This window comes from Funiculus sociatus GB2-C1 (assembly GCF_039962115.1).
In the GTDB taxonomy this organism is placed as follows: Bacteria; Cyanobacteriota; Cyanobacteriia; order Cyanobacteriales; family FACHB-T130; genus Funiculus; species Funiculus sociatus.
The window spans coordinates 83,391-98,048 of the sequence record NZ_JAMPKJ010000012.1 but is presented as its reverse complement, the minus strand read 5'-3'; the positions used below and the strand labels follow the sequence as shown (position 1 = coordinate 98,048).

Genomic DNA, 14,658 nt, shown 5'->3' with positions numbered 1-14,658 from the left:
ACGTCAGATCGCAAGACTGTATTGATCAGTGTCAACACGCAGTTTTTGAAAAAGCTGAATAGTAGCATAGCGATTCAGTAAATTTAGAGAGGTGCTTATGGTACTGATGCCTAAAACTTTTCCAGAAAACACTTCTAACTGGCGCATCTACTCAGAAGAAGCCCGTGGCTGCCAAAAGCAAGCAACGCCGTTGTCATGGACTAATAAAGCATCAGAAACCCTAGTAGCCTGCCAACCAACTCAAGAGTTTGAACAACACCCAGTAGAAGCGTCCCTCCAAGCATCGCCTCTAAATTTGGATTCTACATTGGAGGAATTAACTCTCCACGACGCTTGCATCGATTTGGAATGTACCACCGAGGAAGTAAGTAAGCTTTTTGAAGCTAACCCGTTGCTTCCAGGCATCATTATTGCCGACGGGGGTAATTTCGTAGGGATGATTTCGCGGCGGCAGTTTTTTGAGTGCATGAGCCGTCCCTACAGTTTAGAATTATTTTCCAAACGTCCTGTACTGGCGCTATACAGCTTTGCCCAAAGCAAAACATTAGTATGCGATCGCAACGCCTCAATTGTAGAAACAGTGCAGCAGTCATTAGAGCGATCGCCTGAATCAATGTGCGAACCGATTGTAGTGCAACTATCAGGAGCCTACAAACTCTTAGACGTGCATCAGTTACTATACGCCCACTCGCAAATTCATCAGTTAGCAACAGAAGCTCTGCGGTTATCAGAAGCGCAATCTAGACAACAAGCAACCAAACTAGAACAAACCCTGTACGAACTCCAGCGCACCCAAACCCAACTAATTCAAACAGAAAAGATGTCCAGCCTGGGGCAAATTGTTGCAGGTGTCGCCCACGAAGTTAATAACTCCGTCAACTACATACACGGTAATTTAGCTCATGCCAGCGATTACGCCTACGATTTGCTGCACCTAGTGTATCTCTATGCCAAGCATTATCCCGAACCTGTGCCAGAAATTCAAGAAGAAATGGAGGCAATTGACCTTGATTTTCTGATATTGGACTTGCCGAAACTCTTATCATCAATGCAACTGGGATCAGAACGCATTTGTGATATTGTTCTTAGCTTGCGAAACTTCTCTCGACTCGACGAAGCCGAAGGTAAGCCAGTCGATATTCACGAAGGCATTGACAGCACACTACTATTTTTGCAAAACCGGCTCAAAGGACAAGGGCAACGCCCCGACATTTCTGTGCATAAAGAGTATGGCGACCTTCCGTTAGTAGCTTGCAATGCTGGAGAACTCAATCAAGCATTTATGAATATCCTCTGCAATGCCATTGAAGCTGTGGAAATGAGGACTGAGGACTGGGGGCTGGGGAGTGGGGACAAGGGACAAGGGACAGGGGACAAGGAATTGGGTAAGAGTCCTTCCAATTCCCAATCCCCAATTCCTAATACCCAATCCCTAATACCCAATCCCCAATCCCCAATCCCACAGATTCAGATTCGCACCGAAGTAGGAGATAACAATCAAGTATTAATTCGCATTACAGACAACGGCGTTGGGATGACATCAGAAGTGCAGCAACGTCTATTTGACCCCTTCTTTACAACGAAATCTGTAGGCAAAGGTAGTGGTTTAGGGTTATCAATTAGTTATCAGATTGTAGTGGAAAAACACTGCGGTAAATTGACCTGTGTTTCCGAACCAGGGATTGGTACAGAGTTTTTAATTGAGATTCCCATTCAGCAGTCCAATTGTGAATCTACTCTGTCTCGGTGTGCGTGAAAATACCGAACGAATAGAATTCGCGGCTATACAAACAAAGCCCGCCTGCGCGGGCTTCAAGATTAGTATTAAGCTTTCTTGTGAATAGAGCGAAGCGCCTCCTCGTAAAACCACTTCATAAACTGAAGTGCAGTTCGTTTATTGGTAGAATTCATCAGATAATCAATTCCATTCTGGTTGACTGTCTGGACCTCTTCTGGTAGTAAAAGTCCCTGTAGATGTCTGCCTACATAGACACGCACTAAATCCCTGAACTCTAGTGGCACTTTAATCCAAGCAGTCTTACTGAGACGAAGTGCTAAACACAAGTCTTCAGCAACCAACTTTAAATCCTCTGCCGTTCCCGCATACCGCAAGGAATGACCTTGAAATTTTAATTCCATGCAGTCAACATTTAAAACTTCTATGGTGGGTGTGACTTGAATATTCATAGTTTGCTTGAAATCCTCGATAGTTGCATTAGTCAACTCATGCAATCATTCTGATTCCAATCTAAAAATTTGTCGGTACTATAAATTAAGGAGATTGATAGTCCGATTTAGTCCAAAAAAGTAAGGTTATGCCAAAGAATCAATTTTATACTCACTGCTTGATGAACGCCGAAGAAGCATTGGAAGTAGCATTAAAAGTTGCAAATCAAGCCATTTTTTCCAAAAAAGGAAGAAAATTGGCAGATATCGAAGTGCTTATCCTTCGAGGCTCTTGGCAAGGTCAAAATTATGATGATATTGCTGAAACCCACGACTATACTTCTCAACACATAAAAAATGAAGGTTCTGAGTTATGGAAGCTATTGTCAGAAGTATTAGGGGAAAAGGTTAGAAAAACGAATTTTCGGACAGCGCTGGAGAGATGGCGATCACAACACTCAGCAGAAGTCCCACAACCCCCACAGCCAGATGAAGGGAAAAAGAATGCTGATTTTGTGGGGCGTGAGGAAGCGATCGCGCACCTCAACACCCTTGTCGGTAGTCAGAATGCAAAAACTATTGGCATTTATGGCAAAGGCGGCGTAGGCAAAACAACCCTGGCTCACCAATACTTCAAGACTCAAAGACTAGAGTATCTGGAACTCCAGGTAGGAATGGATGCCCAGTGTATAACTTCTGTAGAACGCTGGATTAAGTTTCAACTAAGAGAATACTTCAAGGTAGAGAAGCTAGAGGATAATTTTGATATGCTACTGGAGCAACTTAGATGCAAGCTCCAGAATCAAAAAATTGGAGTACTAATTGATAATATTGAAACTGCTCTAGATGAAAACGGCAAGTTGAATAAACCCCATCGTGATTATGTAGAACTACTTAGTAGAGTCTTAATTCATCCAACGGTAAAGTCTATCACATTGATTACGAGCCGCGCTCGTTTGAATGAGGCTAAGTTAACCTTAATTAAGCCTTACCCCTTGCCAGGGCTAGACGAGGAAGCGTGGCAAGAGTTTTTCAGCAGATTCGAGATTAATACTCATTCTTCAGCTTTGAGTTCCATCCACAAAGCCTACGGGGGAAACGCCCTAGCTATGAAAGTTCTCCATAATCTGATCCAATCAGATTATGACGGTGATTTAGAAGCTTATTGGCAAGATAATCAAGAATTTTTGTTAAAGGGAGAGATAAAAGATTTAATTGCTAGTCAGTTCGATCGTCTGCTAGAGTTCGATATTAAAGCCTATAAATTACTTTGTCGCTTAGGATTATATCCCTATCAAAACATTCCTCAAATTCCCTATATTGGACTTTCTTGTTTACTTTGGGATCTGTCCAAAGAAGAACAAAGACAAGCCATTGAATCCTTGCAACGTAGCTGTTTAGTTGAATATAAAAAAGAAAAACGAGAGGATATCCCTAAATTTTGGGAAAATGAGTTATTTTTACATTTTCCAAAAAAACAAGGATGGATGCTAGGTTTTGAAAACCTGCAATCTCAAGGGAAGTTGGTGGCATTTCAACCAGCAGGATACTGGCTCCATCCAATGATACAGGCGGAAGCGATAGCGAGATTAAAATCGAGTGAAGAATCGATTGACAAGATCATGACATTAATTAAGCAACAGATTGATGTCATGGTAGCTGATGATAAAAAATTGCAGAATTTCCTAACAGGGGTATACCAAAAACAGCAAGCTCTTTTCTCCAAACTTCCCTATAAATCAGCACTTATTCGAGCCTTATACCTTGCCCTTGCCCTTAAAATTTCCTGGTATTTGAGCGTTGAAATTGACAATAAAATTTCGGAAGCAGCCGCAGATGCTCATAGCATGGACATTATATTAGCTATTGATTATGAGATCACTTTTGACCTTGCAAGTGCGCTTGGATACATCCTTAACTTTCTCCTTCCTCTTGACCCTACCTCCCCGTTCAGTGAATTGAAGACTACCGAGCTTGACAATATTGACTTTGCATTAGAGATTGTGTCCGGTATTGACCGTAGCCTCGATCCTAAACTAGACATTAAACCTGAGCTGCGTCGCTCTCTGCAAGATATCAAAAATCAATTACCAGACGAAGTTGACTTTATATGGATGGTTCGTCAATTAATTAGTATAGATAAGCCTGAGCTAATTACAAGCGAACCTAACCTTAAATTAGTTTCACTGAAAAAACTCAAAAAACACCATTTACCTAAGGTACGTGAAGGTATAGAAAAACTTGAGACATGGTTTCAAGCAAAGGGTGAAGCTTGGCTTCAGCAACTCTCAGATGTGATGTCAAGCATTCCACGTAAAAATATCAGCGATAGTTGGCAGTTCAGCCCTCAACAGAAGCAAAAGCTAAGGCAATACTATGATGCTAATCGGTTACTGGTGGATTGCCTGAATAGTAGCGGTGATGTAAGTGACAAAACGCGATCGCATATTGAAGACACTCTATTATTACCCATCGCTGAGATTGAGAAACGCACACCCAGAGATTGAGCGCGATCGCGTCCTAGCCTCCCGTTGCGCGGACGAGAGTTTGTTCGCCCTTATAAGCGCACCCCACGCAGGCTGCGCCAATCGTGGCGGAAAACCCTTGGCAAAGCTTGTTCCCTGGTGTTAGATATGGGATCGCGATTTTCCTTTGGGATGAAAATCCCAATCCTCTCTAACCGGGCAGCAGGGATTCTACAGCAAAATCCGAATACTTTATATAATTTTCGTTAATAATTGTCAAGGCATCCATAAAAAACTATATTATGTGTAAACTCCACATAAAGATGTCAATTTAGTAAAGACCTAAGTCTCAGTAGAAATCAGGGGAAGCATGGAGGAGTGCATTTAAGGAAAATAGGTAGGTGAAAAATGACAATGCAGGCGGCAAAACCCCGAATTAGCGATAGCAGAGGATTGGAAGTCAAGAAAAACCGTTTTTTTACGCTCTCTCTGGATATGTTTTTCGTAGCCGGTTTCGACGGCTACTTCAAGCAACTTAACCCGATGTGCGAAAAAACGCTGGGATTCACAACCGATCAGCTTTCGGCTAAACAGTGGATCGAATTTATCCATCCCAAAGACCGTCAAGCTACCATCGCTCAGTTGCAGGAAATTTCCAGTAGCACAGAAACTATTTCCTTTGAGAATCGCTTTCGCTGCAAGGATGGCTCCTACAAGTGGCTTTTGTGGAACGCCGCCGTCTGCCATGAAGAACAACTGATTTACGCCACTGCCCGTGATATTACTGAGCGCAAACAATCAGACGAGGCGCTGCGGGAAAGTGAAGAGCGTTTCCGCTTGCTAGTCAAGAATGTCAAAGATTATGCCATTTATATGCTGGATACCACCGGCAAGATTATCAGCTGGAACAAAGGTGCAGAAGGAATTAACGGCTATCAAGCCAGTGAAATTCTCGGTCAGCATTTCTCCAGCTTTTTCCCCAGCGAAGATATCCAAAAAGGCAAGCCAGAGCAAGTCCTGAAAAAAGCGGCAATGGAAGGCCGGGTTGAATGCGAAACATTGCGCTTACGCAAAGACGGTTCGCAGTTTTGGGCAAATGTCGTAGTAACAGCCTTGCGAGGCGAAGACGGATGGCTGCGCGGCTTCGCTACCGTGACGCGCGATATCACTGAGCGCAAACTTGCACAAGTTGCACTGGAAAAAGCTAACGACGATTTAGAAAGACGAGTCGAAGAACGCACCACTGAGCTAAAAGCAGCCAACGAGCTTCTTTTAAAAGAAGTTGTCGAGCGCAAAGCGGCTGAGGAAGCCAGAGGGCAATCAGAAGCCCAATTGAGAGAAAAAGCGGCCAAGCTAAAACAAGCCTTGAGCGAATTAAAACAAACTCAGGCCCAGCTGATTCACAGTGCCAAAATGTCCAGTCTGGGGCAGCTGGTGGCAGGTGTCGCCCACGAAATAAACAACCCCGTCAGCTTCATCCACGGAAACCTGGAATACGCCAGTCACTACATTGAAAGCTTGATGGAGTTGTTGCAGCTGTATGGAAAACATTATCCCAAACCAGCTGCGGAAATCGAAGATTTCCTCGAAGAATTCGACCTAGATTTTGTGATGGCAGATATGCCCAAACTGCTGTCCTCAATGAAATTGGGGGCGGATCGCATCCGTCAAATTGTCTTATCATTGCGCTCCTTCTCGCGCCACGACCAAGCAGAGAAGAAGTCTGTCAATATTCACGAAGGCATTGACAGCACTTTGAAATTGATGCAAGACCGCTTAAAGGCTACTCCAGGCCAGAGAGCGATCGCCATCATTAAAGAGTATGGCGACCTGCCACCCATAGACTGTTATGCTGGTCAGCTCAATCAGGTATTGATGAATATCCTTAGTAATGCCATTGATGCTTTGGAACTGGGGAATCGGGAATGGGGACTGGGGACTAGGGACTGGGGACTGGGTGAAGAATCTTCAAGGGTTCCTAATCCCCAATCCCTAATCCCTAATACCCAGTCCCCAGCCCCAGAGATTCGGATTTGCACCGAGGTTGTAGATTCAGATCATGTGCTCATCCGGATTATTGACAACGGTTGCGGGATGACCGAGGAAGTACGTCGAAAGTTATTTGACCCCTTCTTCACCACAAAACCAGTGGGCGCAGGGACAGGACTGGGCTTATCTATTAGCTACCAAATTATTGTAGAAAAGCACGGCGGTCAATTAACCTGTGTTTCCGAACCAGGGAAGGGTGCAGAGTTTGTGATTAAAATTCCCATTCAGCAGTACCGTTCTCAACCAATTCTGTCTCGGTGCGCGTGAAAAGAAATCACAAGTTCTCATTCCCAGTCAGAGGCTGGGAATGCTAACCGTGAGCAAAGCCTCCCTTTATGCGTTCTCAGTCAGAGGCTGGGAACGAGAGAATTTTATTGACAAACCCACTTCCAAAGTGGGTGTGTTTTCCCTTGTCGGCGAATTTGACACACCTGTTGCTCTAAGCGTTGTTGTTCCCGATGAGGCATTCCCAACAAAATGTTACGACTTTGCCAGACCAAAACGGATACGGTCATGCCAACACAGAAGGCGAGTCCCAGTGTCGGCACCGGATTGTAAAAAAGACCATATCGCAATGCCGCCCAAGTAAAGTGTTCCCACATCAGAGAAATTGGGTAACGCAAGCCCCACAAGCTTAAGGGGCCAACAGTAATCCAGAGTAACCCGGCAACCAACCATCTGCCGTAGACAGTCAGCTGGTGTAACCTTTGCACTTGTTGCCCAAAGCTGGGATCATCCGAGGGATGAAGGATGAAGCATGAGGGATGAATCGTTTGCTCCTCTGGCTTCTGGTCTGATTGATCACCTCTTGGCTGATTCATTCTCTTGCCTCACCCAATTCAGATTTCATCGGAAGTTCTTGGTTCAGTGGCGGGAATGCCCTTGGATTGACCTGTGCGCTCTCGCCACCATGCCAATAGGGTACTGGCAACGAAGATACTGGAATAAGCACCAGCAAAGAATCCAATAATCAAGGCTAAGGCAAAGTTTTTCAGGGTATCGCCGCCAAAGAAAAAGAGGGCAAACAAGGTCAGCAGCGTACTTAAGGTGGTGTTGATTGACCGCGTTAGGGTTTGATTAACAGCATCATCGACAATCTGATTAATATGCAACTCTGGATTGAGTTTGACAACTTCCCGAATTCGGTCATAAATCACTACGGTATCGTTGACGGAGAAACCGATGATGGTTAACAGCGCCACGACAAATAAGCTATCAACTTCAGTACCTAGAACCAAACCTAAAATGGCGAAGCTGCCCACGGTAATCAAAACATCGTGAAAAAGGGCTGCAAAGGCGAAGAAGGCATAGTCTAGCTGGAACCGAAATGTTAGGTATATGGTGATGCCAGCGAAGGATAGGATGAGTGCCAGGAGTCCAGAGGCAAAAAGTTGTCGTCCGAGGGTAGGGCCAACAGTGTCTATCTGAGTTTTTTGGGGGTCGAAGGCTCGGAGTTCGCTTAAGGCATTTTGCAGCTTGGTGCGTTGTTCAACATCGAGTGCTTTGCTGCGAATTGATAACCCATACTGGGTTTCACCACCAACTTTTTTAGTTAAAACTTGGATGCTGCTGTCTGCCAAACCTTGAGCGGCTAAAACTTCCCGAACTGCGGGAATGTCGATGGGTTGGTTGCAGTTGTCCGGCTTAGAACAGTCGAGTTCAAATTGTAACCGCGTGCCGCCGACAAAATCCAGACTGGGACGTAAGGGCGCACCTATCTGCGTCCAGTTGATTGCCATCGCAATGATGCCCGCGAGCATGAAGACGGCGGAAATTGTCCACCAGAGCGATCGCCTTTTGACTACACTTATTTTCATTGTCCTGCCCCTGCCTGAGATTTTCCAAATGCCTGCAACTTCGGAGCATACAGTTCCGGTTTGCGTAATTGTGGAAATCCTATTGCTGTCATTAGCAGGGTACGACTACAGGTAATTGCTGTAAACATACTCACCAAAACTCCAATAGCCAGAGTGAGGGCAAAACCCTTCACCAAACCTGAACCCAGCCAAAACAAGGCTCCACACGCAATCAAGGTGGTCACGTTACTGTCTAAAATGCTGGAAAACGCCCGGTAAAAGCCAGACTCCACAGAGCGATATAAACTCTTTCCGGCTCTTAATTCTTCCCGCGTCCGCTCAAAAATCAGGACGTTGGCATCAACTGCCATCCCGATACTGAGAATAAACCCAGCAATTCCCGGTAGGGTTAAAGTGACACCTAATAAAACAAAGGTAGCTAATGTCAACAGCGAGTAGATAACCAAAGCGACATCAGCAATTACGCCTGGTAGCCGATAATAGACACCGATAAAAATCAGTACCAAACTTAGACCCCCAACACCAGCGTAGATACTGCTTTGGATACTATCTCGTCCTAGCGTTGCTCCTACTGTGCGGTTTTCGATTATTTCTACTGGGAAGGGTAGGGAACCGCCTCGTAACTGAAGGGCTAATTCGTTAGCGGTTTCTAAAGTAAAATCGCCGGAAATTTCGGCATTTCCGCCTGTAATTCCAGTTTGGGCATATTTTGGATCAACACCGGGAGCGCTAATCAGCTTATTATCCAGAAAGATACCCAGCCTGCCGCCATTTTTGGCTACATCTTTGGTTAATTGTGCAAATTTTTCGGCTCCGTCAGGATCAAACCTGATACCTACAGCCCAAATGTCACCATTTGGTGTGGGTTGAGGAAGGGCATTTTTCAGGTTTTTGCCTGACAGCCCGGTGGGTTCAAATGCTTCTCGTTCGAGTTCAGCGATTTGTTGTTGCTTTTGGGCGATCGCTTCTTTATTTTCGGCGATCGCTGTCGCATCTCCTTTCGCCTGCAACTGCTGTTGTTTTAGCAGTAATTCCTGCAACTCGGTTTCTCTGACACCCAGTTGCGTTCCTACTACCAGGTTCTGGCGGCGAAAATCCAGCACCGCGGTACCACCTAGTACCCGTTCCGCCTGCTGCGGGTCGCTCACCCCCGGCAACTGTACCAAAATTTGGTCTTGTCCGACAGTTTGCACCACGGGTTCTGACACCCCAAGACCGTTAATTCTGCCTTCTACTATCTTCAAAACCGCGTCTAAATCTTCGCGCTTGATTTCCTTGACCTCTTTTGTGGGTTTCACCTGAATTGTCAATTGTGACCCACCCTGGAGGTCTAATCCCAGCCGAATAGGTATTCTGGTAAGCACGGTGATGGAAGCAATCACCAAAACCAGGATTAGGGCTAATAAGGAACGCTGTCTCTGCATACCACAACTTGCTCAAACAAATGCTATGATAATCCCTTTTGGGCGAATCCAGCAGTTTTGATGGTTAGTCTAGTAGGACAGGCGAGATACCTGTCCTAGACAAATTAAACTTGTAAGGCCATCATCTTCTGCACAGCTTCGACAATTTGCTCTGGTTGCACAATTGTCAGCCGTTCCAGATTTCCGTTGTAAGGTGTCGGGATATCCTGGGAAGAAAGTCGCAGCACTGGTGCATCTAGCTCATCGAATAAGCGATCGCTAATTGATGCTGTCAATTCCGCAGCAATTCCACCAGTTTTCATACATTCTTCCACGATGATTACCCGGTGGGTTTTCCGCACGGAAGCGCCAATGGTATCAAAGTCTAAAGGCTTGAGGGAAATCAGGTCAATCACCTCTGGATCAAAACCTTCCTTTTCCAAGTTTTTCACGGCTTGCATGACGTGGTGACGCATCCGCGAATAGGTAAGAATTGTTACATCTTTACCTTGTCGCACCACTTCTGCCTTATCCAAAGGCAACACATAGTCTTCCTCTGGTAAATCTTCTTTCAAGTTGTATAGGAGGACGTGTTCAAAGAATAAAACTGGGTTATCGTCGCGGATGGCGGCTTTTAGTAGTCCTTTGGCGTTATAAGGTGTGGAACAAGCGACAATTTTTAGACCGGGTACTGCCTGAAAATAAGCTTCTAATCGCTGAGAGTGTTCTGCACCCAACTGACGACCGACACCGCCGGGGCCGCGAATCACCATCGGGATTTTGAAGTTACCGCCGGAAGTATAGCGTAGCATTCCGGCGTTGTTGGAGATTTGGTTGAAGGCGAGGAGCAAAAAGCCCATGTTCATGCCTTCAATAATTGGTCTTAGTCCGGTCATAGCGGCACCAACTGCCATCCCTGTGAAGCTGTTTTCAGCAATGGGGGTGTCTAGTACGCGCAGGTCGCCATATTTTTTGTATAAGTCTTTGGTAACTTTGTAAGAGCCGCCGTAGTGACCAACGTCTTCACCGAGAACGAATACAGCTGAATCGCGTGCCATTTCTTCGTCTATGGCTTCGCGGAGGGCGTTGAAGAATAAAGTTTCTGCCATTTCTAGGGTAAGGAGGAGTAAGATTTAGGTTCAGACTAGGATTTTACCGTTTTGGGGCAGTGAATTTTGCAAGCGATCGCACATCACAAGCATTCGCAATCAGGATGCACCAAGCGACCCAGTATCTAAGACATAAAACCCGTTTCCGAGAGAAAACGGGTTTTATATTTCTGTTTTATGTGTCTACTTAACTATAGCCACGAAAGATTTAGCGATCGCAACAGCCTAAAGACTACAGTAAGCGAAAAATAAAGGCATAGCGGTAAGCTTGGTCAGTATTGCTCAAACTATGGGTAATTGCCAAAATTGTTAGCCCCCAGTGGAGAAGAAACCCTAAAGGCACCAGGATAGGGCCTAGTAAACCAAGGGTTAGAAAAACTAACACTCCAATAATCGCCCCATACAACCATACATTGAAGTGGAAGTTGATGGCTTCCTTAGCATTTTCTTTCACAACTGGGTCTTCGGATACGAACCAAATCGCAATCGGTAGTCCGATAGACACAAGTGCGGTGCTAAAAAAGATTGAGCCATGAGCCAGTGCCGATAGCAACTTCCGCTTGTCTGTGTCGTACATCCTTCCCCCTAATGCAGATAATTCTTTTCTGTTGCCTTGAATGTAACACGCGATCGCCGGGGGTGAGCCGCACTCTTAAAGCGGCTTCCCGTACCTGAAAAAGGCTCTCCTGCGAAAGTAAATAAGCACAAATAAATTTTGCTTATTTTTCCCCCAATTACCGATTAGCAATTACCAATTCCCACTTTTTGCTGAATCGGAATCCGGATGACAAATTCCGCCCCTTGAGTTGGTGCGGAAACACACTGCAAGATACCGCCATGCTTTTTCACAATTTGATAGCTGATTGACAACCCCAAACCAGTCCCCTTGCCAACGGGTTTAGTGGTAAAAAATGGGTCAAACAGCCTACGCCGAACCTCTTGGGTCATGCCACAACCATTATCAGCAATCCGAACCACTACCCAATCGTTTCCCTGAAATTCGGTGCTAATCCGAATTTTTGGGATTGGGGATTGGGAATTGGGAATTGGGAATTGGGGATTGGGAATTGGGAATTGGGAATTGGAAGGACTCTTACCCAGTCCCTTGTCCCTTGTCTCTTGTCCCCAATCCCCAGTCCCTTGTCCCTTGTCCCCAGTCCCCAGCCCCCAATCCCTTGTCTCTTGTCCCCAGTCCCCAGCCTTCATATCCAGAGCATCAATGGCATTAGTGAGGATATTCAAAAATACCTGATTCAGCTGCCCTGCATAACACTTGACTGGCGGCAGTTTCCCATACTCTTTAATTATTTTAATTTCGGCGTGTCTTCCTCCTTTTTCCCAAGCTAGCGCCTGAGAATGCAGGCGGTTTTGCAGAATTAGCAGCGTGTTGTCAATACCTTCGTGGATATTGACAGCCTTCACCTCTGCCTCATCTAGCCGCGAGAAGTTCCGCAAAGATAAGACAATCTCGCGGATGCGGGTTGCTCCATTCTTCATTGATGACAGAATTTTGGGCAAGTCTTGTGCCAGAAAATCCAAATCGAGTTCTTCACTCAAAGTTTCAATTTCAGCGGATGGTTGGGGATAGTGTTGCTGGTAAAGGCATACCAAAGAAAGCAACTCTTGGGTATACTCGCTGACGTGAGTGAGATTGCCGTAGATAAAGCTTATTGGATTGTTAATTTCGTGAGCCACACCCGCCACTAACTGTCCCAAACTGGACATTTTTTCGCTTTGAATCAGTTGTTCTTGTGTGCGTTGGAGTTCTTGGAGAGTATGTTCCAGCTGCTGGTTCTTTTTTCTCAACTCGGTTTCTGATTGTCGCAGGGCGTTTTCTGCTCGTTTGCGATCGCTAATATCAGCTACGATGGCACCAATAGCCATCGGTTTACCATCCTCTCCGGGTATGGCAAATTGAGAAGCCACCCAATGACACATTACCCCTGGTTGCTCCGCTTTTTCGCTACACCCTTCAACGTTGAGAACCGATTCTCCTGTTGTTAGTATCCGGCGATAAATCGGCTCAATTAGTGGTGCAACATGGGGAATAACTTCACCAATAGGTCTTCCGATAAATCTTTCCACATCCAAGCCACAGATTGTTTCTGCTAACGCCTCGTTGACTTGCAAATACCGCAGTTGGTCATCTAAAATACACATTCCCACAGGTGCGGCGGTGATAAATAAATTTAACAATTGCTCGCGCATTGCTAATTCTTTTTCTAGGATTTTACGCTCGGTAATATCTCGCGCCACAATGATAACCGAGTCTTCCTGAATTGGTGAAATGCTATTGGCAAACCAATATTCATTGTTTCCAATTATCATGCTGTATTCTGTATTCACCATCTGCCTTTGTTCCAAGGCGCGGCGAATATTGCCCAAAAAGGCATCAGCTTCTGCTTTCGGAAAAACGTCGTGCAGGGTTTTGCCTAGTAACTCTATCGGCGGTTTGTACGATAGTGAAGGATTTGTTGGAGCAATTTTTAGATAGCTACCTTTAGCGTCCATAACTATAATTACATCAGACATTGCTGCAAACAATGCTCTCAGTTCAGCGACTGTAGCTTGCAATTCTTGTTCTGCTAGTTTGCGAGCAGTAATATCTTCGTATGTACCAAGAATTCCAATTACATTACCTTCCGCGTTATGTAGCGGGACTTTATTTGTATCTACCCAAACTTCTGTACCATCAGCTCGAAGTTGGGTTTCGATTATGTGATACTCAGGTGTATCTCTTTCCATCACACGCGCATCACACTGGCGGAAAAAATCAGATTCCTCACGCTTCCAAGCCAATTCATAGTCTGTAAGACCAATAATATCGTCTGGATTGTTTAAGCCAGCTGCGAGGGCAAAGTTGCGATTACAACCCTGGTAAACTGAGTTTCTATCTTTCCAGAACAAGAACTGCGGAATGTTGTCCATTGCCAGTTGGAGCTTTTCCTCGACAAGATAGCGCTTCTCAATTTCCTTTTCCAGTTTGCGATTGGCTTCTTCTAGCTGGACGGGGCTGGGCAAGGTTAAGATTTTCGGAATCAACGACATCAGCACAATTCCGGTAGCAACGGACACTATAGCAGTTAGTGCTTTCACCAACCCCGAAATCCAATATATCGGGTGCCACAGCGTCCATATCTCCAAAAGATGCCCTGTGCCACAAGCAACAATAAACGTGCCAAATAAGATGAAAATCCAGTCGAAGGGCAAATCGCCTCGCTTGCGGACAATTGTCACCAGTAGCAAGGGAATTGAATAATAAGCTAGGGCAATCAAAGAATCTGACAGGATATTTAGCCCCACTAGCCCTGGTTTCCAGAGGTAGCAGTGTCCGTGAGGAATAAATTGATTTGAAGTAAAAATATTTTGTAAAATTTCTAACATAAAATTTTCTTATTTTTGGCGCTTTTACCCAGATACTAAGAACGAGTATCGAGCCAATGTTTGGGACTGCATGGGTAATTCATTCTTTTTGTAGAGGGTAGATAGGCTCTCTTCAGAAGAATTGCCCAATTATCGACCGGAGCCATAGTTATAACAGCTGCTGACGGCTGAAGCTCCTAAAGTGCAGTAATAGGATTCATTTTAAATTGGCTCATTAAAGTGGGGCTGTTAATCCGAAAATATACGGAAAGTAGCGATCGCAATA

The 14,658-nt window shown here is 45.1% G+C and carries 10 protein-coding genes; 3 read left to right on the top strand and 7 right to left on the bottom strand.

Going from position 1 to position 14,658, the window contains the following annotated elements; genetic code table 11:
• The first annotated feature begins 97 nt into the window (after positions 1–97).
• Entirely contained in the window at positions 98–1,756 is a 1,659-nt protein-coding gene (locus tag NDI42_RS08660) for an ATP-binding protein (protein WP_199311328.1), read from the top strand.
• A 68-nt stretch (positions 1,757–1,824) separates the two neighbouring features.
• Here NDI42_RS08660 and NDI42_RS08655 read toward each other — a convergent pair whose 3' ends face one another.
• Positions 1,825–2,187 carry a hypothetical protein gene (locus NDI42_RS08655; RefSeq protein ID WP_190458142.1) on the bottom strand — a complete coding sequence of 121 codons (363 nt, stop codon included), beginning with the start codon at positions 2,185–2,187 and terminating at the stop codon, positions 1,825–1,827.
• A gap of 128 nt (positions 2,188–2,315) precedes the next feature.
• Between NDI42_RS08655 and NDI42_RS08650 the strand changes: the two genes are divergently transcribed.
• Together NDI42_RS08650 and NDI42_RS08645 are read left to right on the top strand one after the other, a co-directional pair.
• On the top strand, positions 2,316–4,673 hold the full coding sequence (locus tag NDI42_RS08650) for a helix-turn-helix domain-containing protein (protein WP_190458140.1): 2,358 nt from the start codon (positions 2,316–2,318) through the stop codon (positions 4,671–4,673).
• Positions 4,674–5,039: 366 nt separating this feature from the next.
• Positions 5,040–6,947 carry a PAS domain-containing sensor histidine kinase gene (locus NDI42_RS08645; RefSeq protein WP_190458138.1) on the top strand — a complete coding sequence of 636 codons (1,908 nt, stop codon included), beginning with the start codon at positions 5,040–5,042 and terminating at the stop codon, positions 6,945–6,947.
• A gap of 104 nt (positions 6,948–7,051) precedes the next feature.
• Here the strand turns inward: NDI42_RS08645 and NDI42_RS08640 are convergent, their stop codons facing one another.
• The 6 genes from NDI42_RS08640 to NDI42_RS08615 all read right to left on the bottom strand — a co-directional run bounded on the left by NDI42_RS08640 (position 7,052) and on the right by NDI42_RS08615 (position 14,393).
• Positions 7,052–7,501, bottom strand: a complete 450-nt coding sequence (locus tag NDI42_RS08640; protein ID WP_242017762.1) for a hypothetical protein — start codon at positions 7,499–7,501, stop codon at positions 7,052–7,054.
• Positions 7,502–7,519: 18 nt separating this feature from the next.
• Positions 7,520–8,497, bottom strand: coding sequence for a protein translocase subunit SecF (gene secF, locus NDI42_RS08635; RefSeq protein ID WP_190458136.1), 978 nt, complete (start codon positions 8,495–8,497; stop codon positions 7,520–7,522).
• Entirely contained in the window at positions 8,494–9,921 is a 1,428-nt protein-coding gene (secD, locus tag NDI42_RS08630) for a protein translocase subunit SecD (RefSeq protein WP_190458134.1), read from the bottom strand. The genes secF and secD overlap by 4 nt, the downstream gene beginning before the upstream one ends.
• 104 nt (positions 9,922–10,025) lie before the next feature.
• Entirely contained in the window at positions 10,026–11,009 is a 984-nt protein-coding gene (locus tag NDI42_RS08625; protein WP_190458132.1) for an alpha-ketoacid dehydrogenase subunit beta, read from the bottom strand.
• A gap of 232 nt (positions 11,010–11,241) precedes the next feature.
• The gene (locus NDI42_RS08620; protein WP_190422322.1) at positions 11,242–11,586 is read right to left on the bottom strand and encodes a DUF4870 domain-containing protein; all 345 of its coding nucleotides are present in this window, start codon (positions 11,584–11,586) and stop codon (positions 11,242–11,244) included.
• A 164-nt stretch (positions 11,587–11,750) separates the two neighbouring features.
• Positions 11,751–14,393, bottom strand: a complete 2,643-nt coding sequence (locus NDI42_RS08615) for a PAS domain-containing sensor histidine kinase (protein ID WP_190458130.1) — start codon at positions 14,391–14,393, stop codon at positions 11,751–11,753.
• Between the last annotated feature and the right edge of the window lie 265 nt (positions 14,394–14,658).